Consider the following 22,971-nt stretch of genomic DNA (forward strand, 5'->3'; position numbering starts at 1 on the left):
CTCTTTTTCTTTGATTTCGCGGCAGATCGTTCAGACCGGGCCTCAATCGTCTACGGCCGCTTTCAGTGCGGTGTCGCGCTGATCAGATTGAACGCCGATTTCGCCCCGTCGACGACGAACTGTGCGGCAAGGGCGGCGAGGATGACGCCGAGGAGTCGCGTCAGGATGGCCCGGCCGGTGACGCCGAGGAAACGGTCCAGCCTTTCGGCGATGAGCAGCATGAGGAAGGTCAGCAGCAGATTGGCGGCAATGACGCCGATCAGTTGCGCTTTCCCGATCGAGGTGGCCAGCGTGCCGGCCAGCAGGATTGTCGCCGAGATCGCACCCGGGCCGGCAATCAGCGGCAAGGCGAGGGGGAAGACGGCGATATTCTCGATATGATCCTTGGTGATCGCCGCCTCGGTCGCCTTCTCTTTGCGCTGCTGCCGCCTCTCGAACACCATCTCGAAGGCGATCCAGAACAGCAGCAGCCCGCCGGCGATGCGGAAGGCGCCGATCGAAATCCCGAGCACGCCGAGAACGCCTGCGCCAAACAGCGCGAAGACGGCGAGGATGATGAAGGCGATGACCGAGCCGCGCAGCGCCACCTGCTTGCGCTCGGTTCGGCTCATGCCTGTCGTCAGCCCCAGAAAGATCGGCGCGAGCCCCGGTGGGTCGATGGTGACGAGCAGCGTCGTGAAGGCGTTGATCAATTGGTCGGCGCTTGCCATCGGCTCTCCGGAACCCCATATGGGTGCGTGGTTTTTATGATTGTGAAGCGGGGATTTCGATTTGGCAAATATCCCGCGGCGGGCCGCGGCGGATTTGTCCGGTCCGGCCGCGCAACTTGCATGTTTTACCCTCTTTAAGCCGCAAAAGCCTGTTCAAAACGCGCTGGGAAATTGGCGCGGCAACAGGCTTTCCGCTATAAATCTTCAAGTGATTCTAGAAGAGATCGTGATCTGTTTTGACTGAGCAAACACCCCCCGGCGGCGGGAAGCTCCCGCCAGGCATCGAGCCCATCTCCATCATGGAGGAAATGCAGCGGTCGTATCTCGATTACGCCATGAGCGTCATCGTCAGCCGCGCGCTGCCAGACGTGCGCGACGGCCTGAAGCCCGTGCACCGGCGCATCCTCTACGGCATGTCCGAGCTCGGCATCGACTGGAACAAGAAATACGTCAAATGCGCCCGCGTCACCGGTGACGTGATGGGTAAATTCCATCCGCACGGCAATTCCGCGATCTATGATGCGCTCGCCCGCATGGCGCAGCCCTGGTCGCTGCGTCTGCCGCTGATCGATGGTCAGGGCAATTTCGGCTCGGTCGATGGTGATCCGCCGGCGGCCGAACGTTACACCGAATGCCGCCTCGAAAAGGCTGCCCACTCGCTGCTCGACGATCTCGACAAGGAAACCGTCGATTTCCGCGACAACTACGACGGCACGCTCTCCGAGCCGGTCGTGGTGCCTGCCAAGTTCCCGAACCTGCTCGTCAACGGCGCCGGCGGCATCGCCGTCGGCATGGCGACCAACATCCCGCCGCACAATCTCTCCGAAGTCATCGACGGCTGCGTCGCGCTGATCGACGATCCGGCCATCGAGCTGCCGGAACTGATGCAGATCATTCCCGGTCCCGATTTCCCGACGGGTGCGAAGATCCTCGGCCGTGCCGGCATCCGCTCGGCCTACGAGACCGGCCGCGGCTCCGTCATCATGCGCGGTGTCGCTGCCATCGAGCCGATGCGCGGTGACCGCGAGCAGATCATCATCACCGAGATTCCCTACCAGGTGAACAAGGCGACGATGATCGAGAAGATGGCCGAGCTGGTGCGCGACAAGCGCATCGAAGGCATCTCCGACCTGCGCGACGAATCCGACCGCCAGGGTTATCGCGTTGTCGTCGAGCTGAAGCGCGATGCCAATGCCGAGGTCATCCTCAACCAGCTCTATCGCTATACGCCGCTGCAGACCTCCTTCGGCTGCAACATGGTGGCGCTGAACGGCGGCAAGCCCGAACAGCTGACGCTGCTCGACATGCTGCGCGCTTTCGTCTCCTTCCGCGAAGAAGTCGTTAGCCGGAGAACGAAATTCCTGCTGCGCAAGGCGCGTGACCGGGCCCATGTGTTGGTCGGTCTCGCCATTGCCGTCGCCAATATCGACGAGGTCATCCGCGTCATCCGTCAGGCGCCCGATCCGCAGTCGGCCCGCGAAGAGCTGATGACCCGCCGCTGGCCGGCGGAAGATGTCGAAAGCCTGATCCGTCTGATCGACGATCCGCGCCATCGCATCAATGACGATCTCACCTACAATCTGTCGGAAGAGCAGGCGCGCGCCATCCTCGAACTGCGCCTTGCCCGTCTGACGGCGCTTGGCCGCGACGAAATCGGCGACGAACTCAACAAGATCGGCGAGGAAATCAAGGATTATCTCGATATTCTCTCCTCGCGCGTCCGCATCCAGACCATCGTCAAGGATGAACTCATCGCCGTCCGCGACGAGTTCGGCACGCCGCGCCGCACCGAGATCGTCGATGGCGGTCTCGAAATGGATGACGAGGATCTGATCGCCCGCGAGGACATGGTCGTCACCGTCTCGCATCTCGGTTATATCAAGCGCGTGCCGCTCACCACTTACCGCGCCCAGCGGCGTGGCGGCAAAGGTCGCTCGGGCATGACCACCCGCGACGAGGATTTCGTTAGTCGGCTATTTGTCGTCAACACCCATACGCCGGTGCTGTTCTTCTCATCGCGCGGCATCGTCTACAAGGAGAAGGTCTGGCGCCTGCCGATCGGCACGCCGACCTCGCGTGGCAAGGCGCTGATCAACATGCTGCCACTCGCACCCGGCGAGCGCATCACGACGATCCTGCCATTGCCCGAGGACGAGACGAGCTGGGACAATCTCGACGTCATGTTCTCGACGACGCGCGGCACGGTTCGCCGCAACAAGCTGTCGGACTTCGTCCAGGTCAATCGCAACGGCAAGATCGCCATGAAGCTCGAAGAGGAGGGCGATGAAATCCTCTCCGTCGAGACCTGCACGGAAGATGACGACGTGCTTCTGACGACGGCGCTCGGCCAGTGCATCCGCTTCTCCGTCGACGACGTCCGGGTCTTTGCCGGCCGCAACTCGATCGGCGTGCGCGGCATCAATCTCGGCGATAGCGACCGCATCATCTCCATGACGATCGTTGGTCATGTCGATGCCGAGCCGTGGGAGCGTGCTGCCTATCTCAAGCGTTCCGCCACCGAACGCCGGGCGACGGGCGTGGACGAAGAGGATATTGCGCTGGTCGGTGAAGAAGTCACCGAGGAGGGACAGCTCTCCGACGAGCGCTATGACGAGTTGAGAGCACGCGAACAATTCGTGCTCACCGTCTCCCAAAAGGGCTTCGGCAAGCGTTCGTCCTCCTATGACTTCCGTATCTCCGGCCGCGGCGGCAAGGGCATCCGCGCCACCGATACATCAAAGACCGGCGAGATCGGCGAACTGGTCGCGGCATTCCCTGTCGATGACGGCGACCAGATCATGCTGGTCTCCGATGGCGGTCAGCTGATCCGCGTGCCGGTCGGCGGCATCCGCATCGCCAGCCGCGCCACCAAGGGCGTCACCATCTTCTCGACGGCCAAGGACGAGAAGGTCGTCTCGGTCGAGCGCATCAGCGAGCCGGAGGAGGATGAGACGGAAGAGGCTGTCGAGGTCGCCGAAGGCGCCCCCGCTACCGATGAGGGTGCTGCCGGCGAAGGTGGCGGCGACGAGGCGCCGATTGCCGATGGCGATCCGGCCGGGCCTGCGGAGGAATGATCAAATGAACGGGGCGGCTTCGAGCCGCCCTTTTCTGTTCAAGCCGCCGTTTTTCTTTTCAAACCGGATGATCGTTGAGGACGACACCAAAAGAAAAAACCGGACGCTGGGTGCATCCGGCTTTGAATGGCCCTGGCGACGGAAGGGTGCCGCTCAAGGGCGGGAAGAGGAGAGAAAGGAACGTCAGAACGCTCTATGTTTTTCGTTCAGAGCCTTCACCTCTTCGCCTTCGCGCCGAAGCGCTGAAATCGTCGAGGCCACAGACACGATGAACATGACGCTGATGAGGGCGGTGAGCACTGTCAAGATCGTGAACATAGGCATTCCTTTCCTGGGGAGTTGCGTTCTCGCCCCTCAGTACTGGCCCAGTACGGCCGTGCGGGCCGAAGCATAGGGACCATAAACCTTGGACGTATCGACCTTCTGATCATAGAGAGCGACAGTTGCGGTCAGCATGCCCGTGACCATTACCATCCAGAGCACGTTAATCATCGTAATCTTGCCGGGCATTTTTATTCCTTCCGCGCCGCATCTATGTATCGGTTGAATGAACGCATCCGTCTGTAAATGGTTCCGCCGGATGTTGATCGGGTGTTTACCAATGCCGATCTGAAGCGACCTTGAATGTCTCGTTCATCTGGCATTCAGATTCGAAGCTCTTTTTTTTCACGCAGCCGGCCCTGAGCGCGCACGATCGCCGCATGCTCGACAAGCTCCGGCCGCACCCAGCTCATCTCGTATCGATCGACGAAATAGCCATAGGCCATCTCGGCGGCGAGGGAGGAAACGACGGCAAGTGCAACGAGCACGATCAGCATGGACCTGGTCTTTCGGGGAGCGCCGGATGCCGGAATGGCATCGGCTGCTTTGATGATCGGAGTTAAGCAGATCCTGTCTGAAACAGTCTTGAACGGGCCATTCATTCGCCGTTTAACCGCCCGGCGCATAACGGCCTTTACGCGTCTGAAAAGACGCGCGGCGCTGTAGAGCCTTTCCGGGTTAGATTGCAGCATTCTGCCGGAGCAGGTTTTCGTCAGGGCAAAGGCGATTGGCGACGGGCATACCCCTTGGTACGTCCGAGCCGATCGCCACTGCCCTGGCGCAAAGATGCCCGGCCCTTCGGGTTGGCTGAAACGGGCCGCCTGATCGACCGGCCGGTTTGGCCGTAGAACTGGGCTACGACGCGCGCCGGCCGGTCGACCATCCGACTCCGTTTGAGCCAACAGAATGCTTCAATCTAACCCGGAAAGGCTCTAGCCGGAGGCGGGCAAATCACTTGCGAGAAGGCGTCATCCGTGACAAAAGGCGTCAAACCAACGGTCGGGCCACATGACGACAGCTTTCTATCCGGGGTCCTTCGACCCGATCACCAATGGGCATGTGGATGTTCTGGTCCAGGCGCTCAACGTCGCCGAAAAGGTGATCGTCGCGATCGGCATCCATCCCGGCAAGGCGCCGCTCTTTTCCTTCGAAGAGAGGGCTGAGCTGATCCGCCGTTCTCTGGCTGAAGCGCTGCCCGGCAAGACCGGCGACATATCAGTCGTCGCCTTCGACAATCTGGTCGTCGATGCCGCCCGCACTCATGGCGCCACGCTGTTGATCCGCGGCCTTCGCGACGGCACCGATCTCGATTACGAAATGCAGATGGCCGGCATGAACCGGACGATGGCGCCCGATATCCAGACCATCTTTTTGCCGGCGGGCACGGCCTCGCGGCCCATTACCGCCACATTGGTCCGCCAGATCGCCGCCATGGGCGGCGATGTCAGCGCTTTCGTGCCGGCCGCCGTCTTGCAAGCCCTCACATCCAAGCGCCCAAACTAGCAAGCGCAAAGACTAGGCGGAACCCGCCGCAATGGAGCTCATATGAAACTCTTTTATCTCGCATTTGCCGGCGTGTTGTATCTCGCCTCCTTCGCGGGGGATGCCTTCGCCCAGTCGGCCGATCATTATCTCACCATCCAGCTGAAGGATGGCCCTGTTGTCATCCAGCTCATGCCTGAGGTGGCGCCGAAGCATGTCGCCCAGATCGAGGCGCTGGCCAAGAAGGGCGAATACGACAACGTCGCCTTCCATCGCGTCATCGATGGCTTCATGGCTCAGACCGGCGACGTCAAATACGGCAACATGGAAAAGGGCTTCGACGCGAGCCTTGCCGGCACCGGCTCCTCGGATATGCCTGACATCCCGGCTGAATTCTCCAAGACTCCGTTCGTGCGCGGCACGGTCGGCATGGCCCGCTCGCAGGATCCGAACTCCGCCAATTCGCAGTTCTTTATCATGTTCGCCGACGGTTCCTTCCTGAACGGCCAGTACACCGTCGTTGGCAAGGTCGTCTCCGGCATGGAGAACGTCGACAAGATCAAGAAGGGCGAAGGCCAGAACGGCGAAGTCAAAAGTCCCGACCGGATGATCAAGGTCACCCTGGGCAAGAAGTAAGTTACGACAGAAACAAGAGGAGAAGGCTAATGGCCGAGATCAAGGATCCCGAAAACACCGTCATTCTGGAAACCACCAAGGGCAAGGTTGTCATTCAGCTTTTGCCGCAGGTCGCCCCGGAGCATGTCGCCCGCATCAAGGAACTCGCCCGTGAGAAGGCCTATGACGGCGTCGTTTTCCACCGCGTCATCCAGGATTTCATGGCCCAGACGGGCGATGTCGAATTCGGCAAGAAGGGCTCGGAAACCTTCAATCCCAGCCGCGCCGGCATGGGCGGCTCCTCGAAGCCGGATCTGAAGGCTGAATTCTCCGCGACCACGCATACGCGCGGCACCTGCTCGATGGCCCGTTCGCAGAACCCGAACTCGGCCAATTCGCAGTTCTTCATCTGCTTCACCGACGCGCCCTGGCTGAACAAGCAGTATTCGGTCTGGGGCCAGGTCATCGAAGGCATGGACAACGTCGACAAGATCAAGCGCGGCGAGCCGGTTTCCGATCCGGACTCGATCGTCTCCATGCGGGTTGCCGCCGACGTCTGATTGTGATTTCTGCTGAAACCCGCCCTTGCGCATAGCTGCGCGGGGGCGGGTTTCGCTTTGCCTGAAAGTGCTCTGATGCGCGTAGACCTTTTCGATTTCGATCTGCCCGACGAACGCATAGCGTTGCGGCCCGCCGAGCCGCGCGACAGCGCGCGCCTGCTCGTCATCGATCCGAATGCGGAAAACAGCCTGTCGGACCATCGCGTCGGCGATCTCACGTCCTTCCTGCGGGCAGGCGACGCGCTGGTCTTCAACGATACCAAGGTCATTCCCGCCCAGCTCGAGGGTATCCGCCATCGCGACGGCGCCGGCGGCCAGCAGGTGTCGGCAACGCTGCACATGCGCACCAGCCCCAGCCGCTGGAAGGCCTTCGCCAAGCCCGGCAAGCGCATCAAGCAGGGCGACCGCATCTCCTTCGGCCATTCCGGCGAAAGCTGTTTCCTCGGTTCGCTCGATGCCACCGTCGAGGAAAAGGGCGAGGCCGGCGAGGTCACGCTGCTGTTTGATCTCTCGGGCCCGGCGCTCGACGAGGCGATCGCCGCCGTCGGCCATATCCCGCTGCCACCCTATATCGCCGCCAAGCGTCCCGAGGACGAACGCGACCGCGCGGATTACCAGACGATCTATGCTCGCGAGGAGGGCGCCGTTGCCGCCCCCACCGCCGGCCTGCATTTCACACCGGGCCTGTTCGAAGCGCTCGACAGGGCCGGCATCGAACGCCATTTCGTCACGCTGCATGTCGGTGCCGGCACTTTCCTGCCGGTCAAGGCCGACGATACCGCCGATCACAAGATGCATCTCGAAAGCGGCTATGTCAGCGCCGAGATCGCCGCCCGGTTGAATGCCGTGCGGGAAAGAGGCGGGCGCATCGTCTGTGTCGGCACGACCTCGTTGCGGCTCATCGAGAGTGCAGCCGAGGAAAGCGGAGAGATCATGCCCTGGGCCGGCGCTACCGGCATCTTCATCACGCCGGGTTACCGCTTCAAGGCGGTCGACATGCTGATGACCAATTTCCACCTGCCGCGCTCGACGCTGTTCATGCTGGTCTCGGCCTTTGCCGGCTTCGAGACCATGCACGCGGCTTATAAACACGCCATTTCGACGGGCTACCGCTTCTACTCTTACGGCGACGCGAGCCTTCTTTTCCGGAAAGACAGATGACAGACAATTTCCAATTCACCCTTGACAAGACCGATGCCGGCGCACGCCTAGGCCAAATTTCCATGCCGCGCGGCGAGATCCGCACGCCGGCCTTCATGCCTGTTGGTACCGTCGGCACGGTCAAGGCGATGTATCTCGACCAGGTGCGCGAGACCGGCGCCGACATCATCCTCGGCAATACCTATCACCTGATGCTGCGCCCGACGGCCGAGCGCGTCGCCCGTCTCGGCGGCCTGCATAAGCTCATTCGCTGGGAGCACCCGATCCTGACCGATTCCGGCGGCTTCCAGGTGATGTCGCTGTCAGGTCTGCGCAAGCTCGACGAGCAGGGCGTCACCTTCAAGTCGCATGTTGATGGCAGTCTCCACCATATGTCGCCGGAGCGCTCCATCGAAATCCAGGGGCTTCTCGGCTCCGATATCCAGATGCAGCTCGATGAATGCGTGGCGCTGCCGGCTGAACCGAAGGAGATCGAGCGCGCCATGGAAATGTCGCTGCGCTGGGCCGAGCGCTGCAGGGTCGCCTTCGGGGAGCAGCCCGGCAAGGCGATGTTCGGCATCGTCCAGGGCGGCGATATCCCGGCGCTGCGCATCCGCTCGGCTGAGGCGCTGGCCCAGCTCGATCTCAAGGGTTATGCGATCGGCGGCCTTGCCGTCGGCGAGCCGCAGGATGTCATGCTGCAGATGCTGGAAACGACGCTGCCCGTGCTTCCGCTGGAAAAGCCGCGTTACCTCATGGGTGTCGGCACGCCTGATGATATCCTGAAATCGGTCGCCCGCGGCATCGACATGTTCGATTGCGTTATGCCGACCCGTTCCGGCCGCCATGGCCTTGCCTTCACCCGCCGTGGCAAGGTCAACATCCGCAATGCCCGCCATGCCGAGGATATGCGCCCGCTCGACGAACAGTCTAACTGCCCTGCCTCGCGCGACTATTCGCGTGCCTATCTGCACCACCTCGTCCGCTCAAACGAGGCGCTCGGCGGCATGCTGCTCTCCTGGCACAATCTCGCTTATTACCAGGAACTGATGCAGGGCATCCGCAAGGCGATCGCCGAAGGCCGCTTCGCTGATTTCATGGCGGAAACGCAGGAGGAATGGGCGAGGGGCGATCTCGAACCGGTTTAAGCCAATCAGACGAAGTTTGATCAGATCGGGATCAAATGCCCTTGCTGTCCGCGTCCGGCATGATCTGCACGCCGTTGATCCTGTAGCTGCCGTCCGGCTGACGCGTGATCTGGTAGATCGCTGTCCAGTCCTTGCCGTCCCGGCCCGAAATCAGCACCTCGTGATAGATCAGCGCGCCGTTGTCGATCGAGCGGCTGCGCCCGAAGGCGTAATTGCCGGGGTGATAGACCGGCTCGTAGCTCTTCTTCACCATGGCGAAGAACAGGTTCTTGTCGGGATACAGCGCCCGGATGCCGGGAGCGGCGAAGGAATAGGCGGTCTCGGCATCGTCCTTGAGGAAGGCCTTGATCTGGTCCTCGATCATCGTCCGCGTCGTGTCGATCGGATCTTCGGCGCGGGCCGTGACAGGGGAGAGAAAGGACGCGGCACACAGAATAAGAACTGCGAAGAAGGCGCGCATGGGGTATCTCCGGCTCTATCGGAGAAAGGATCGCCGATAGAGCAGAAGTGTAAGCGATTTTCAGCGCAAGGAAAGTGGACTTTACGACCAGCGGCGGAACAGGGCGCTGGCATTCACCCCGCCGAAGCCGAATCCGTTGGTGATCGCATAGTTCATCGCTAGCGGCCGCGGCGTCTTGCCGACGATATCGATTCCGTCGGCATCAGGATCAGCCTCATCGAGGTTGCGGGTCGGCGGTGCGATCTGGTCGCGCAGCGCAAGAATGGTGAAGATCGCCTCCAGGCCGCCGGCGGCGCCAAGCAGGTGGCCGGTCGCCGATTTCGTCGCGCTGACGGCAATATCGCCATTGCGGCCGAAGACCGTGCCGATCGCCGCGATCTCGCCTCTGTCACCGACCGGTGTCGAGGTCGCATGCGCGTTCAGATGCCTGACCTCCGAAGCCGGGATCTTCGCCTGTCTGAGTGCTGCTTCCATCGCCCGGCGCGCGCCGTTGCCGTCTTCGGGTCCTGAGGTCATGTGGTAGGCGTCCGCAGCCGTGCCGTAGCCGACGAGTTCGGCGAGCGGCGTCGCACCGCGGGCAAGCGCGTGCTCCAGTGTCTCGATCACCAGCATGCCTGCGCCTTCGCCCATGACGAAACCATCGCGCGCCGTGTCGAAGGGGCGAGACGCCAGCTCCGGCGTCTCGTTGAAACCGGTGGAAAGCGCACGTGCGGCGGCAAAGCCGCCGAGGCTCACCTTATCGATACAGGCCTCGGCGCCGCCGCAGATCGCCACATCCGCTTCGCCGGAGCGGATCAGCCGCGCCGCATCGCCGATTGCCTGGACGCTGGCCGCACAGGCCGTCACCGGAGCCCCGAGCGGCCCCTTGAAGCCGTAGCGGATGCTGACCTGGCCGGCGGCGAGGTTGACGAGGAAGGAGGGCACGGTGAAGGGCGACAGCCGCCGCACGCCGCGCGTTTCGCCGATCCTCACCGCTTCGGCGATCGCCGGAAAGCCGCCGACGCCCGACGCGATGATCGTTGCCGTGCGCTCGCGCTCGCCTTCGTCAGTGGGCATCCAGCCGGCCTGCCTCACCGCTTCCTCCGTTGCCGCCATGGCGAAATGGATGAAGCGGTCCATCTTCTTCTGGTCCTTCGGCGGGATATAAAGGCCGGGATCGAAACCAGCCTCAGCATCTTCCGCGATACCGGGAACGATGCCGCCGACCTTGGCCGAGAGTTCGCCGACGATATCCTCCGCCAGCATCCTCAGCCCCGAACCGCCATCGAGAAGACGGTTCCAGGCAGGCTCGACGCCGGTGCCGAGTGGCGAGACAAGTCCCATACCGGTGACAACGATGCGATCCATTCTTTTGTCCTTTCTATGCGTCGATGCCGAGATACCAGGCGCGCATGCGGGCGATCCGCTCATGCACTTCGTCATCGGCGGCGGGGCCTGCAAGCAGGCTGGTGTTCTCGGGTGTCACTTCTTCGCCGGTCCGCGCATCGACCAGCATCGTCTCGCGCTCTCTGCCGGAAGCGGCATCGCCCAAGAGAAAGGCGAGGTCCTCTTCCGGCATGTGCCGGCTTCCCCAGGAAAACAGCGTCATCAGAACAGGAAAGAAATCACGGCCCTTGTCCGTCAGCAGATATTCGTAGCGGGCAGGGCGCTGATGGTAGAGCCGCCGTTCGAACAGCCCCTTTTCCGTCAGATGTTTCAATCGCCGCGTCAGGATGTTCGGCGCCACGCCGAGGCTTTTCTGGAATTCGTCGAAGCGCGAAAGCCCCTGAAAGGCATCGCGCAGGATCAGCATGCTCCACCAGTCGCCGACGCTGTCGAGCGCGCGCGCCGCCGGGCATTTGAAATCGCTGAAGCTCGTTCGCTGCATGGCTGATGTCACTACAGCAGTGACTATTATCATGCAAGTTACTTCCAAAACCGCCGCACACTTTTGCGCGACACGTTTTTAGATCGAGTCACCGTCGAAAATCCGGGCGAGCAGGATGCCGGCAACGAGCATGCCCGCTGCCACGAAGATCGTGTCACCCGGCGTGCCGATATAGAGCGGCCCGATATTGGCAAAGAGCAGGAAGGCGATGAGGAAGTTCGCCCAGCCCCAGACGACATTCGCCGTCGGCGAGCCAAGCTTTGCCCCTGGCGCGAAGGGAATGCGGAACGGCCTGCCGCTGACGCCGTTGACGAAATGTGGGATGCCGTTGGTCAGAAATGCCGCGGCGATGAAATGGGCGATATAGGCGATCCACGGCAAAGGCTTCTCCTGACCTGCGTGAGTGGCGTCAACGGAGAATGTGGCCGGGATTTTCGTACCGGCAAGAGGAGGAGACGCGACTCCCCGTGACGCTGGAGGCCCGCCCCGGAGGGAGGCGGGCCGACCGGGTCAGACAAGCAGGAAATCTTTGAAGTGAAGTGCTGCGGAATTGTCGAAATCGGCGACGTGGATCGCCGCGCCCGCTGCGCTTCCATCCGCGTCATAGGATAGAATGCCGCTGGCTTTGTCATAGATCAGCTTATCATCAGCCTCGAGCGCTTTTGTTCCGAGAACGAAATTCTCGGCCGAAAATCCGGATGGCTTGAGCCCGGTGAAGATCGCATCGTCGAACACCAGCCTATCGCCTGCGGCTGTGGAGAAATCCACGATCTTGTCGACGCTGGTATTGCTGGGCTTGACATCGAAGACGAAGGAATCGGCTCCGCCTCCGCCGGTGAGAACATCAGCACCGGCCTTGCCGATCAGCTTGTCGTTTCCGAGCCCGCCGACCAATCGGTCGTTCCCTTTCCCGCCGTTGAGGGAATTGTTTCCGCCGTTGCCCGTGAGAATGTTGGCCGTATTATTGCCTGTTGCGCTGAGATTGGCCGTCCCGGTCAAGGTGAGGTTTTCGATCATTCCGACCGCATGCTTCTGATCGGCCAGGCTGAAGGAGATAGAAGCCTTGACGGTGTCCGTACCGCCGCCCCGGCTTTCGTCGACGATCTGGTTCGCATTGGTCACGGTGAAGGTGTCGTTGCCGACGCCGCCATAGAGATGGTTGGTGGCCGGCGGCGTGCTGGCGCCGCTGCCTGCTACCTCGATGATCAAGGGATGATCGGTGACATCGAGCGTCAGCGACGACACGTTGCTGAGGCTTTTGATCGCCGTCGTCCCGGTCACCGGGTCGAAGACCTTCACAAAGCCGAACGAGGCCCCGAGATTGACTTTGACGGCTGTTGTCGCGGCCTGAATGGCTGTGTCCGAGGACTGGTTCCAGATATCTGGCTCGTTCCAGAGGATGATCTGGTAGCTCCCATCCGATTTTTCCGTCAGCAGGCTGCGGGCCGACGACGGCATGCCGTCGATCGAATAATTGAGTGTTCCCGCGCTGAAGCTCGCCTTCGTTGCGCCGTCGTCCGCAAGGATTTCGGTGAGGTTATGGATCGCCGTTGCAGCCGGTTTGGCTGAATAGTCGAGATGAAAGAGACCGAAATGCCGCTCCTGGTTGGTGCCCTGCGGATCGGAATAGGCGTCCAGCAGCTCGTAGATGAATGTGTTTTTCGAGCCGAGGGCCGCACCGTCCATCAGCGTATTGAGCAGGAGCTTTGCCTGCGTCGCTTCGCTGACGCCTTCCCAACCGCCATTGGTGTCGGCGGTGAGCGAGGTGTGGTAACCGGTTTCGGTGATCGCCAGTGGCTTGCCCGGATCGGCAGCGCGCTGAACGCCGGATTCTCGGGAAAGCCACGAGAATGGCTGGTCGCCATCCTTCGCATAGGTGTGGATCGTCGTGTAGTCGGAGGCCGACGCGACCGTATATCCGGTAAAGCCGAGGACGGGGATATTCTTCAGCAAGGGATCGGCGTTGACGGCGGCAGACAGGTCCTTCTGATAGGCGACCGCTGCGGCCTGGCCGCTCAGGCCATGGTAGCTGACCGGCCAGTTATTGACTTCGTTCGGACCTTCGATGCCGACGACCGATCCGGGATGGGCCTGCACGAAGGTATGCAGCCGCTGGGCGACGGTGGCGGGGTCGACTTCCCGCTGGGCGCTGAAGACGAATTGCACGCCGGCCTCGGCCGCATCGCCGAGATGCGCTTGGCCGTTGGGGTCGGAAGCGGAGTTGGGAGCATGATCGCGGACGGTATCAAGGCCAAGATAGTCGAGAGCCTTAACAACTTCTCCGACATTGGAATATTTTCCGTCGGTGTAGTCGATATGCGTATCAATTCCAAAGGAACGAATAATATCGTTTATTCTAACGGCTTGAGCCAAAATTTTTTCTCCCAGTTCGTGAGGGAATTGGCGATGGGAATTATCCCCATTTCTGACGCCGATTCGATTTAATACAGGAGGAGGGCTACGCAGTGTTGCCCGTTAACCATGATATATTGTCCTGAATGTGGCCCGTACCGGATCGCATTGAATGCCGAATCTGTGCTTGCATTTTTGCATTCAGCCGGCCGATCATGCCGAGTGAGGCGGCCGCATGAGCGGGGTCCCGCGAAATCCGACACGGCCTGGAGGATCCGATGACCGTCAACGTTCAATTTCGGTTTCGCAGCGGTTTGCCATTAATGGCCTTCGACAATGTCCGTCTCCGCGGCAGTTGGGACGAGCAAGGCCATCCCGCGAACGGGTGGACGTCTCATCCGATGCAGCGCTCTCGTGACGAGGATGGCTATGATGTTTTTGTCGCCCGCGTGCCCTTTCCCGATGGCGAGATCGGTACGCATTTTCGCTGGGGGATCGAACTCGATCGGCCGGGCATTCCAGACCTATGGGCGATCGCCGCTGAATTGGACGATGAGGCCTCCTCGCGCCGCGAATGCTCCTTCGATCTCCAGCAGGGGATCGGGCCGCAGACCTATTATCTAACATGGATCGGCCGTCTGGGGGCGAACCGGGTTGAGAAGCGCAACAGTGCCGACGGCATCCGCTTTTCGGTCTGGGCGCCAAACGCCAGGGCCGTTTCACTCGTGCTCGCCGATCCCGCCGTCGGTTACATCGCCGATGACGGCACCGGAACGATCGCAACCATCGGGATGCGAAGGACCGTTGATGGATTCTGGAGCGTTGAAACCGGCGAGGACCACGACCTTGCCGATTTCGACAGCATGGTCGGCACGCCCTATATGTACCGCATCACCAGGGACGATGGATCGCTCGCCTACCGCACGGATATCTGGTCCCTCATGCAGATCGGCGCGGGAGACTTCGATCCCGACGGAGCCGCCTATCACGGACCGCCGGCGGCATTGGACGGACCACAAAGCTGTTCGGTGGTCTGCGACCCGAAGCGGGTGGTGCTGCCGTCCGGGGAGGAGGTTGCCGCCGAGACGTTCTGGGCTGACGAATTCGTTGGCGGCCGAACACTTCCGGAGCGGCTCGAGGATCTGGTGATCTACGAATTGCACGTCGGCGCACTCGGTTTCGGCAAGGCCACGCCCGGCACGCTTGATGATGCCATTGCCTTCGTCGAGCATCTGTCGGCGCTCGGCGTCAACGCCGTGGAACTGCTGCCGATTGCCGAATTCGAGACGCGGGCCAACTGGGGTTACGGCACGTCGCATTTCTTTGCCGCCGATCAGGGGGCTGGCGGCACCGACCGGCTGAAGATGTTCGTCAAGGCCTGCCACCGGCGCGGCATCGCCGTCATCCTCGATGTTTGCTACAACCACTTCGATCCGGACGGCGAACGGGCGCAATGGGCCTATGATTCCAACGATCACACCCGCAATATCTATTATTGGTACGAGGGACGCCCCGGCGATTACGCCGACCCGACAGGCGGCTATATCGACAACATCTCGACGGGATGGGCGCCTCGCTTCCATGAGGAAGCCGTGCGCCAGCTTTTCATCTCGAGCGCGGCATTTCTTGTCTCGGTCTGCCATATCGATGGTTTCCGGCTCGATCAGACAAGTTCGATCCATCAATATCCGGTCGTGCATGCCGATGGCCGGCGCGCCGATCGGGCGGCTGCATCAGGCGCCAAATTCCTAAAGCAGTGGACCCGCACGATGCGGCTGATCAAGCCGCAGCTTTTCCTGACGGCCGAGGACTATTCGGACTGGTCGGCGATGACGGAGCCAAGCCTGACCGGCGACGGGCTCGGCTTCGATGCGACCTGGTACGGCGATTTTCATCACAACCTCGTCGAATATCACCGTGGCGCGCAGGCGCAGCTGTTGAAGAATGCCGGTTTCGGGGACAAGCGGGCGCTGACCATGTCGTCTCTTGCCGGCGCATTGCAGACAAGCGCGCGATCCAAGGTGGTTTACAACCAGTCGCATGACGATTGCGGCAATCGTGAAGGATCGGCACGAACCACTGTTATCGCGGTCAATTTCGCGCCTGTTGTCGGCGAGACCAGGGCATGGGCAGAGGCGAGATCCCGATTCGCGGCGGCGATGACGCTGCTATCCCCGGGCACGCCGATGTTTTTCATGGGCGAGGAAATCGGCGCCCAGAAACCCTATCGCTACAATGATTTCCTCGACAACCGGGAGAATATTCTCGGCGAAGCTGATGGCAGCGGGGCAGCGATGATCAGCTGTTATCGCGATCTGATCGCGCTGAGCGTCCAACAGGATGCCATTCGCTCCCGCAACATCGCCATTCCCCTGGTTCACGATGAAAATCGGGTGATCGCGTTTCATCGATGGAACGACGGCGAGGATTTCCTCGTTGTGGGGTCGCTGAACGACGCTCCCTTCGAACACGGCTATCGGCTGTACAGCGAACGTCTGGGCGATGACCTCTGGGAGGAGATCTTCAATACCGATGCTCAGATATATGGCGGCTGGAACGTCGGTAATGGCGGCGGAAGAATCAGAGCCACGGCGGGAGTGCTGAATGCCGTGTTGCCGGCATCAGGCGTTCTGGTCTTTCGTAAGCTGTGACGCATGCGGAACGGTCAGGCAAAGCCGAGCGGCAGATTTTCCACTTTTCGGTCATTGCCGTAGTCGCGCTCATGCGGCGAGCGACGACGGCCATCGCGGCGAGCGGAAAGATCGATGCGGTTTTCGGCGAAGATCCCATCGGGCCAGGTGCCGGTGTCATGGCAATCTGCGTCGATCTTGGGGGCAAGGATTTTCAGGATCATCAGGGTTCCTCCACGGCGCACCATCAACACTCGGAAAGGCCGTCTGGTTCCGTTTATAAACCCCGAATTATTAATAAATTAACCATAAGGTTTAAGGGCAAGGAGCGTCGCCGCACCTCCATGCCGTCAGTTTCGCAAGGGATGACATTTAGTTAGTGGACGATTGATGACGAGGACATCGAGGCCAGCATCCCCTCGGTCGCCCGGATCAGCCGCGCCGTGCGCGCCATCACCTCGGCTCCGGCCTCCGTCTCGGCAATCGCGGTTGCCATACTGTCCAGTCCGTCGGCCACCTGGATCAGCTTCGGCAGCATATCGGCCCGTCCGACCGCCTCGGTCGATCTGGCGAGCTTACGCAGCGCCTCCGAATAGCTCGATATCAAAGCGAGTTTCTGGTCTGCGGGAATAGTGGAGAACGAACGTTTCTCGGAAGGCGACTGCGGCAATTTCGGCATGGATGCGACCTATTGAACTGCCGGTGAACTCGCATAGCCGCTTTTTGTTCCGAGCTTGCCCATTGTCCCAGGGCCTGCCGCCTTACCTCGAAATGGCGTTGCCGTGGAACTCCGGACTTGGATGGCCGTTGGGGTGCATGAACACAGGAGGTTTTCATGCAACTGATCGATACTCGGGTAACACAGGCCGGCGACATCTTCACCGTCGAATTCCTGGGCGAGGGAGGGGAATCGATTTCCGTCAAAATCGACAACTCCCATGGCGAACTCGACGACACGACGGCAGTCGATCACGCCAAGGTCATGATGGTTCAGCTGGCCGCCTTTGCCGGCAGCGAACGAGACGGCAGCATCAACCGCTACGATGCCTTGAGCAACGGCAATTTCAACGAAGGCAGCAAGGGCTTGATCGGCCAGCCGAGTGCGCGTTCGGCCGGCGACAGGCAAACGCTGGAAGAGGAACTCGATGAAGGCCTCGAGGACAGCTTTCCTGCAAGCGACCCTGTCTCGGCAACGGTATCGTCCATTCCCGCCAACGCGCCACGGCACTGATTGCAGCGCAATGTTGCAAACGCCCGCGTGTTCTTGGTTCCAAATACAGACTAAGGCTGCCCGGGTTCCGGCGGGCGGCCTTGGCCTGCATGACAGATTGATGTCAAAACTGAGAAACTGATGAAAACCTCAGCTGTGTGATTGACATGGGAGCCTTCTAGAGAGGGCACGAGAAGGGAGCGCCCGTGAGGCGCTGCCGACGTCTCGGAGACGCGCCCCCATGAAAATCATTCAGATCACCGACACCCATTTCAGCCCCGGCAAGCCGCATTTCAACGGCAACTGGGCGCCGCTTCTGAGCTGGATCGAAGCGACCGGCGCCGACCTGATCGTCCATACCGGCGATCTCACCGTCGATGGCGCCGACAAGGACGTGGATATCACCTTTTCCATGGATCTGATGCGTCAGGTGTCGATCCCGATGCTGATCGTCCCCGGCAACCACGATGTCGGCCACCTCAATGGATCGGATCAGCCCGTCAATGCCGAGCGGCTGTCCCGCTGGCGCAGCCTTGCCGGCGATGACCGCTGGCTGGAGGATGCGGCCGGCTGGCGCTTCATCGGATTGAACTCGCTGCTTCTCGGTCATGAGGATGACGAGGAAGAGGCGCAGTTCGAATGGCTCCACCAGGCGCTGTCCGACAGGGCAGGGCGGCGGGTGGCGCTGTTCGCGCACAAGCCGCTTTTCGTCGATGAACCCGACGAAGGCGATACCGGATATTGGAGCGTTCGCCCGGCTCAGCGCCGGCGGCTCTATGATCTGATCGCTGCCCATGACGTGGCGCTGTTTGCGAGCGGCCATCTCCATTGGGCCTGGCAGGGGCGCTTCGACAATACCCAACTGACATGGGGTCCGTCGGCCGCCTTCATCATCGACAAGATGGAGCGCGCGATGCCGGGCGAGCGCCTGATCGGCGCGGTCGTCCACGAGTTCGATAGTGGTGTCGAAAGCAGGATCGTCGCCGTTCCCGGCATGACCGCGTATGTGCTCGACGATGTCGTGCACGAAGTCTACCCCCAGGCGGTCAAGCCGCGGGAACCGGTCGAATGAGCGCGCTCTCGCTTCGCGGCATCACCAAGGCGTTCGGCGGCAACCAGATCCTTGATGGCGTCAGCCTGGATGTCGCCGCCGGCGAATTCATCGCGCTCGTCGGCCCTTCCGGCTGCGGCAAGAGCACGCTGTTGCGCGTCCTTGCCGGCCTCGACCATGCCGATCGCGGCGAGATCCTGATCGGCGGGCAGGACATGTCCGGAGTTGCGGCCGCCGACCGCAACATCGCCATGGTCTTTCAGTCCTACGCGCTTTATCCGCATCTGACGGCCTCTGAGAATATCGCCGTGCCTTTGGCGATGCGCCGGCTGTCGAGGATGCAGCGGCTGCCCTTCATCGGGTCGTTGATGCCGGGCCAGCGCGCCACCCGCAGGGCGATCGCCCGCGACGTCAGGGATATGGCGACGTCGCTGAAGATCGATCACCTGCTCGACCGCAAGCCCGGCCAGATGTCGGGCGGCCAGCGTCAGCGCGTGGCGCTGGCCCGCGCCATGGTGCGCCAGCCGAGCATCTTCCTCATGGACGAACCGCTCTCCAATCTCGATGCCAATCTGCGCGTTCACGCCCGCGGCGAAATCGTCGACCTGCATCGCCGCGCCGGCGTGCCGACGCTCTATGTCACCCACGACCAGGCGGAAGCGCTTTCCATGGCCGACCGCGTCGCCGTGATGATGGGCGGAAAGTTGCTGCAGATCGCCAGCCCCGAGGTCATCTACGACGATCCCGCCCATATCGAGGTCGCCCGCTTCATCGGCCAGCCGCGCATCAATCTGCTGCCGGCCTTTGCCGAAGGCGGCGTCATTCTCTGCGGCGGCCTGCGCCTGGCGCTTGAGAATGCGCCCGGCGGCAAGATGCCGGTCACGCTCGCCATTCGCCCGGAATTCGTCTTTGTCTCCAAGAGCCGGCATGACGGCCTTGCCGCCCGGATCGAACGCGTCGAATTCCTGGGCTCCGAAGTCATCCTCCATTGCCGGCTCGAGGCGATCGGCGAGACTATCGTCGCCAAGGTTCAACCGGCCGAAGCCTCCGGCCTTGTTGCCGGCGATCCGGTCGGCCTGCGGCTTTCGCCCGGCCGCACGCTGATCTTTGCCGAGGACGGCAGCCGGCTGCCTGGCGGCGTTGCTGCTGGTGATGCCGGGCTCGCTGCAAGCGATGCCGTGCTCGCTAATAGCGATGCCGGGCTCGCTAATAGCGATGCCCAGCGGGAGAGGGCGCATGGCTAGCATCGTCTCCATGGCCGTGCCGCAGGATGCCGCCGTTGCGCATCGGCGCAGCGAGGCCCGCATCGCCTGGATGCTGGTGATGCCGGCAATGACCCTGCTGTTTCTCTTCGTGCTTTTGCCGGTTGCATCAGTCATCGTGCTCGGCTTTACCAATTTCGAACTCGGCTACGGCAAGTTCCGTTTCGTCGGCTTCGAGAATTACGCGCATCTGGTCACCGACCGCACGTTTCGCAAGTCGCTGTGGAATACGACGGTCTATACTGCGATCGTCGCACCCATCTCGATCCTTCTCGGCCTCGGCATCGCCATACTGATCGAGAGCGAGACGAAGGCGCGCAGCTTCTTCCGCACTGCCTATTTCCTCCCGGTCGCCTCGCTTATCGTCGCCATGGCGACCGTCTGGCAATATATGTTCCACCCCACAATCGGCCCGCTCAACGCGCTGCTCGCCCTCGTCGGGCTTCCCGGCCCGAACTGGCTCGGCAGCTCCGGCACGGTGCTTTACAGCCTCTCGATCATCGGCGTCTGGCAATCGGCCGGCTTCAATATGGTGCTGTTCCTGGCCGGGCTGACGGCAATCCCGCGCGAGCTTTATGCGGCCGCCGAGGTGGACGGCGCCAGATCCTCCCTCGACCGTTTCCTGCTCGTCACCTGGCCGATGCTCGGTCCGACGACGCTCTTCGTCATCACCATCAGCATCACCAATTCAGTCAAGGTCTTCGAGACAGTGAAGACGCTGACCGAGGGCGGCCCGAACAAGGCGTCGGAGGTGCTGCTCTTCACGATCTACCAGGAGGGCTTCGTCTACCTGCGCGTCGGTTATGCCTCGGCAATGACGGTGGTCTTTCTGCTGATCCTGGTAGTGCTGATGTTCCTGCAGTACCGCGTTCTCGATCGCCGGGTGCATTACACATGATGACGAACGCTTTTCCCCTCGGCAGGATCATCCGCCTGACGCTGCTTTCGCTCGGCGCAATCATCTTCCTGTCGCCCTACATCTTCATGATCTCGACGGCAGGCAAGGCCCAGAGCGACATCTTCACCTCGTCGCTGTCGTTGATCCCGGCGCACTTCACCTATGCCGAAAATTTCGCCAAGGCCTTGAGCCGGGTACCGATGGCGCAGCTGTTGTGGAACGGCGTCGTCGTCTGCGGGCTGATCTTCTTTTTCCAGGTGCTGGTGGCAATCCCCTGCGCCTACGCCATGGCAAAGCTGCGCTTCGGCGCCGCCCGCGCCTTGATGGTGCTTGTCATGCTCGGCCTGCTGGTGCCGATCCATGCGACCGCGCTGCCGCTCTATGTCGCTTTCGACCGCGCCTCGCTGCTCAACAGCTATGCCGCTCTGGTCGCGCCCTTCACCATTTCGGTCTTCGCGATCTTCATGTTCCTGCAGTTCTTCCGCGCCATGCCTGATGACCTCATCCATGCCGCGCGTCTCGATGGCATGTCGGAACTCGGTATCGTCGCCCGCGTCATCGTGCCGAATGCCTGGCCGGCAGTCACCGCCTTCGCCATCTTCTCTGTCGTCGCCCATTGGAACGATCTCTACTGGCCGCTGATCGTCATCAGCAAGCAGGACTATGCCACGCCGCCGCTTGGCCTGATGTATTTCCGCGCCGCCGAGGCCGGCGACGACTACGGCGCGCTGATGGCGGCGACCCTCATCATTACCCTTCCCCTCGTCATCGCCTTCCTGCTTGCGCAGAAGCGCTTCGTCGAGGGCATCACCATGACCGGTCTCAAAGGCTGACCGGTTTCAACCCAGGAGAACGAGCGATGAAACATATCACCCAGCTTCTCGCCGCAGCGGCCGTATCGATGGCAATCGCGCTTCCCGCGCATGCCGAGACGACGCTGACGGTTCACTACCCGATGCCGGGCTTCTTCAAGGACGTGATGGACACGATCTCGAAGAAGTTCACGGAAGAAAATCCCGATATCAAGATCCAGTTCGCCAGCCCGTCGGCGACCTACGAAGAAGGCATCCAAACGATCCTTCGCCAGGTCGGCACCAGCGAAATGCCCGATATCACCTTCATCGGCCTCAATCGCCTGCGCATGCTCGACGAACGCGACGTCGCCGTCGACCTCGGTCCGCTCGTCCAGAAGGACGGCAACATGGCCGAGCAGGGCTTTTCCGACACGATCCTCAAGCTCGCCCAGGTCAAGGGCAAGCAGGTGGGCCTCGCTTTCGCGACCTCCAACCCGATCATGTATTACAACGCCGATCTCGTGAAGGCGGCCGGCGGCGACCCTGAAAATCCGCCGAAGACCTGGGATGAGGTCATCGCGCTCGGCGGCAAGATCAGGGCGCTCGGCAATGGCGTCGACGGGATCGATTACCGCTGGCAGGGCGACGACTGGATGTTTTCGGCCCTGCTCTTCGGCGCCGGCGGCAAGATGCTGAGCGACGACGAAAGCAAGGTTGCCTTCAACGGCCCGGAAGGTCAGAAGGCCGTCGAGGTCCTGCATCGTCTGGTGACCGAAGGCGGCATGCCTGTGTTCACCAAGGCCGCCGGCGAACAGGCTTTCGCAGCCGGCAAGGTCGGTTTCGAGTTCCAGACAACAGGCGCGCTGCGCAACACGATCAAGAATGTCGGCAACAAGTTCGATCTGCGCACAGCCAAGATCCCGCTGATCGATCCGGTGAACGGCCGCCTGCCGACTGGCGGCAACGCCGTCGTCATCCTGACGCATGACGCCGCCAAGCAGGATGCCGCCTGGAAATTCGCCAAATTCGCCGCTGGCCCTTATGGCGCTTCCGTCGTCGTGCCCGGCACCGGTTATGTCCCGAACAACGAGCTTGCCGCGAAGTCGGCCGATTATCTCGGCGATTTCTACAAGCAGAACCCGCTGTTCCAGGCAGGCCTCAGCCAGATGCCGGTGATGATCCCCTGGTATGCCTTCCCAGGCTCGAACGGCGTCAAGGTCACGCAGACCATCGTCGACAACCTCTCGCGCATCGTCGACCAGTCGGCCGAGCCGAAGGAAGCGCTCGATGACGCAGCCGCCGATGTCGAGGGCATGCTGCCGCGCAGCTGATCGGCTTCCCAATCGGGAACAGGGCAGGGCCGCCACGCCGAGCGCGTGGCGGCCTTGTTGTTTCGC

25 protein-coding genes are annotated in these 22,971 nt (G+C 61.6%); 14 read left to right on the forward strand and 11 right to left on the reverse strand.

The genetic code is table 11. The features are described from left to right. Positions 1-62: 62 nt before the first annotated feature. The gene (locus RL_RS12380) at positions 63-710 is read right to left on the reverse strand and encodes a MarC family protein (protein WP_011651968.1); all 648 of its coding nucleotides are present in this window, start codon (positions 708-710) and stop codon (positions 63-65) included. A gap of 61 nt (positions 711-771) precedes the next feature. On the opposite strand from RL_RS12380, the gene RL_RS39700 reads away from it, so the two are divergent. Continuing rightward, positions 772-954: a hypothetical protein gene (locus tag RL_RS39700; protein WP_129557794.1), complete on the forward strand. Its 183-nt coding sequence runs from the start codon at positions 772-774 to the stop codon at positions 952-954. Beyond that, complete coding sequence (gyrA, locus tag RL_RS12385; protein ID WP_011651969.1) at positions 947-3,784, forward strand: DNA gyrase subunit A; 2,838 nt, start codon at positions 947-949, stop codon at positions 3,782-3,784. The genes RL_RS39700 and gyrA overlap by 8 nt, the downstream gene beginning before the upstream one ends. Positions 3,785-3,967: 183 nt before the next feature. Here the strand turns inward: gyrA and RL_RS41005 are convergent, their stop codons facing one another. The 3 genes from RL_RS41005 to RL_RS41135 all read right to left on the reverse strand — a co-directional run bounded on the left by RL_RS41005 (position 3,968) and on the right by RL_RS41135 (position 4,707). Further along, a complete protein-coding gene (locus RL_RS41005; protein WP_018445350.1) occupies positions 3,968-4,102 on the reverse strand; it encodes a hypothetical protein in 135 nt (44 codons plus the stop codon). Positions 4,103-4,138: 36 nt separating this feature from the next. After that, positions 4,139-4,294 (reverse strand): hypothetical protein, encoded by a 156-nt coding sequence (locus tag RL_RS40145; protein WP_003539654.1) that lies wholly within the window; start codon positions 4,292-4,294, stop codon positions 4,139-4,141. A 134-nt stretch (positions 4,295-4,428) separates the two neighbouring features. Then, positions 4,429-4,707, reverse strand: a complete 279-nt coding sequence (locus tag RL_RS41135) for a hypothetical protein (protein WP_028744078.1) — start codon at positions 4,705-4,707, stop codon at positions 4,429-4,431. Between the two features lie 406 nt (positions 4,708-5,113). On the opposite strand from RL_RS41135, the gene coaD reads away from it, so the two are divergent. From coaD to tgt, 5 genes are all read left to right on the forward strand, one after another. Further along, positions 5,114-5,608, forward strand: a complete 495-nt coding sequence (gene coaD / locus RL_RS12395; RefSeq protein ID WP_011651971.1) for a pantetheine-phosphate adenylyltransferase — start codon at positions 5,114-5,116, stop codon at positions 5,606-5,608. Positions 5,609-5,650: 42 nt separating this feature from the next. Beyond that, positions 5,651-6,223, forward strand: coding sequence for a peptidylprolyl isomerase (locus tag RL_RS12400; protein ID WP_011651972.1), 573 nt, complete (start codon positions 5,651-5,653; stop codon positions 6,221-6,223). 29 nt (positions 6,224-6,252) lie between these two features. After that, positions 6,253-6,762: a peptidylprolyl isomerase gene (locus RL_RS12405; RefSeq protein WP_003539661.1), complete on the forward strand. Its 510-nt coding sequence runs from the start codon at positions 6,253-6,255 to the stop codon at positions 6,760-6,762. A gap of 75 nt (positions 6,763-6,837) precedes the next feature. After that, positions 6,838-7,923, forward strand: coding sequence for a tRNA preQ1(34) S-adenosylmethionine ribosyltransferase-isomerase QueA (gene queA, locus RL_RS12410; RefSeq protein WP_011651973.1), 1,086 nt, complete (start codon positions 6,838-6,840; stop codon positions 7,921-7,923). After that, the gene (tgt, locus tag RL_RS12415) at positions 7,920-9,050 is read left to right on the forward strand and encodes a tRNA guanosine(34) transglycosylase Tgt (RefSeq protein WP_011651974.1); all 1,131 of its coding nucleotides are present in this window, start codon (positions 7,920-7,922) and stop codon (positions 9,048-9,050) included. The genes queA and tgt overlap by 4 nt, the downstream gene beginning before the upstream one ends. 31 nt (positions 9,051-9,081) lie before the next feature. Here the strand turns inward: tgt and RL_RS12420 are convergent, their stop codons facing one another. The 5 genes from RL_RS12420 to RL_RS12440 all read right to left on the reverse strand — a co-directional run bounded on the left by RL_RS12420 (position 9,082) and on the right by RL_RS12440 (position 13,750). Next, the gene (locus tag RL_RS12420; RefSeq protein WP_011651975.1) at positions 9,082-9,510 is read right to left on the reverse strand and encodes a DUF4864 domain-containing protein; all 429 of its coding nucleotides are present in this window, start codon (positions 9,508-9,510) and stop codon (positions 9,082-9,084) included. 81 nt (positions 9,511-9,591) lie between these two features. Further along, positions 9,592-10,857 carry a beta-ketoacyl-ACP synthase II gene (fabF, locus tag RL_RS12425; protein WP_011651976.1) on the reverse strand — a complete coding sequence of 422 codons (1,266 nt, stop codon included), beginning with the start codon at positions 10,855-10,857 and terminating at the stop codon, positions 9,592-9,594. Between the two features lie 13 nt (positions 10,858-10,870). Beyond that, positions 10,871-11,377: a winged helix-turn-helix transcriptional regulator gene (locus RL_RS12430; RefSeq protein ID WP_011651977.1), complete on the reverse strand. Its 507-nt coding sequence runs from the start codon at positions 11,375-11,377 to the stop codon at positions 10,871-10,873. Between the two features lie 78 nt (positions 11,378-11,455). Beyond that, positions 11,456-11,758, reverse strand: a complete 303-nt coding sequence (locus RL_RS12435) for a membrane protein (protein ID WP_011651978.1) — start codon at positions 11,756-11,758, stop codon at positions 11,456-11,458. Positions 11,759-11,887: 129 nt separating this feature from the next. Next, a complete protein-coding gene (locus RL_RS12440; protein ID WP_011651979.1) occupies positions 11,888-13,750 on the reverse strand; it encodes a calcium-binding protein in 1,863 nt (620 codons plus the stop codon). 257 nt (positions 13,751-14,007) lie between these two features. Between RL_RS12440 and RL_RS12445 the strand changes: the two genes are divergently transcribed. Continuing rightward, on the forward strand, positions 14,008-16,380 hold the full coding sequence (locus RL_RS12445) for an alpha-amylase family glycosyl hydrolase (protein WP_011651980.1): 2,373 nt from the start codon (positions 14,008-14,010) through the stop codon (positions 16,378-16,380). Between the two features lie 14 nt (positions 16,381-16,394). Here the strand turns inward: RL_RS12445 and RL_RS12450 are convergent, their stop codons facing one another. Continuing rightward, positions 16,395-16,583 carry a hypothetical protein gene (locus RL_RS12450; protein WP_003539671.1) on the reverse strand — a complete coding sequence of 63 codons (189 nt, stop codon included), beginning with the start codon at positions 16,581-16,583 and terminating at the stop codon, positions 16,395-16,397. Between the two features lie 152 nt (positions 16,584-16,735). Beyond that, positions 16,736-17,038 carry a hypothetical protein gene (locus RL_RS12455; RefSeq protein WP_011651982.1) on the reverse strand — a complete coding sequence of 101 codons (303 nt, stop codon included), beginning with the start codon at positions 17,036-17,038 and terminating at the stop codon, positions 16,736-16,738. Positions 17,039-17,194: 156 nt separating this feature from the next. Here RL_RS12455 and RL_RS12460 point away from each other — a divergent pair, with 156 nt between their 5' ends. The 6 genes from RL_RS12460 to RL_RS12485 all read left to right on the forward strand — a co-directional run bounded on the left by RL_RS12460 (position 17,195) and on the right by RL_RS12485 (position 22,905). Further along, positions 17,195-17,590 (forward strand): hypothetical protein, encoded by a 396-nt coding sequence (locus RL_RS12460; protein WP_011651983.1) that lies wholly within the window; start codon positions 17,195-17,197, stop codon positions 17,588-17,590. 220 nt (positions 17,591-17,810) lie between these two features. Beyond that, positions 17,811-18,641 carry a metallophosphoesterase family protein gene (locus RL_RS12465; RefSeq protein ID WP_011651984.1) on the forward strand — a complete coding sequence of 277 codons (831 nt, stop codon included), beginning with the start codon at positions 17,811-17,813 and terminating at the stop codon, positions 18,639-18,641. Continuing rightward, positions 18,638-19,864 carry an ABC transporter ATP-binding protein gene (locus RL_RS12470; RefSeq protein ID WP_011651985.1) on the forward strand — a complete coding sequence of 409 codons (1,227 nt, stop codon included), beginning with the start codon at positions 18,638-18,640 and terminating at the stop codon, positions 19,862-19,864. Before RL_RS12465 ends, RL_RS12470 begins: the two co-directional genes overlap by 4 nt. After that, a complete protein-coding gene (locus tag RL_RS12475; RefSeq protein ID WP_011651986.1) occupies positions 19,857-20,780 on the forward strand; it encodes a carbohydrate ABC transporter permease in 924 nt (307 codons plus the stop codon). Before RL_RS12470 ends, RL_RS12475 begins: the two co-directional genes overlap by 8 nt. Then, on the forward strand, positions 20,777-21,613 hold the full coding sequence (locus RL_RS12480) for a carbohydrate ABC transporter permease (RefSeq protein ID WP_011651987.1): 837 nt from the start codon (positions 20,777-20,779) through the stop codon (positions 21,611-21,613). The genes RL_RS12475 and RL_RS12480 overlap by 4 nt, the downstream gene beginning before the upstream one ends. 26 nt (positions 21,614-21,639) lie before the next feature. Next, positions 21,640-22,905, forward strand: a complete 1,266-nt coding sequence (locus RL_RS12485) for an ABC transporter substrate-binding protein (RefSeq protein WP_011651988.1) — start codon at positions 21,640-21,642, stop codon at positions 22,903-22,905. The last annotated feature ends 66 nt before the right edge of the window (positions 22,906-22,971 follow it).

The organism is Rhizobium johnstonii 3841 (assembly GCF_000009265.1).
GTDB lineage: Bacteria > Pseudomonadota > Alphaproteobacteria > Rhizobiales > Rhizobiaceae > Rhizobium > Rhizobium acaciae.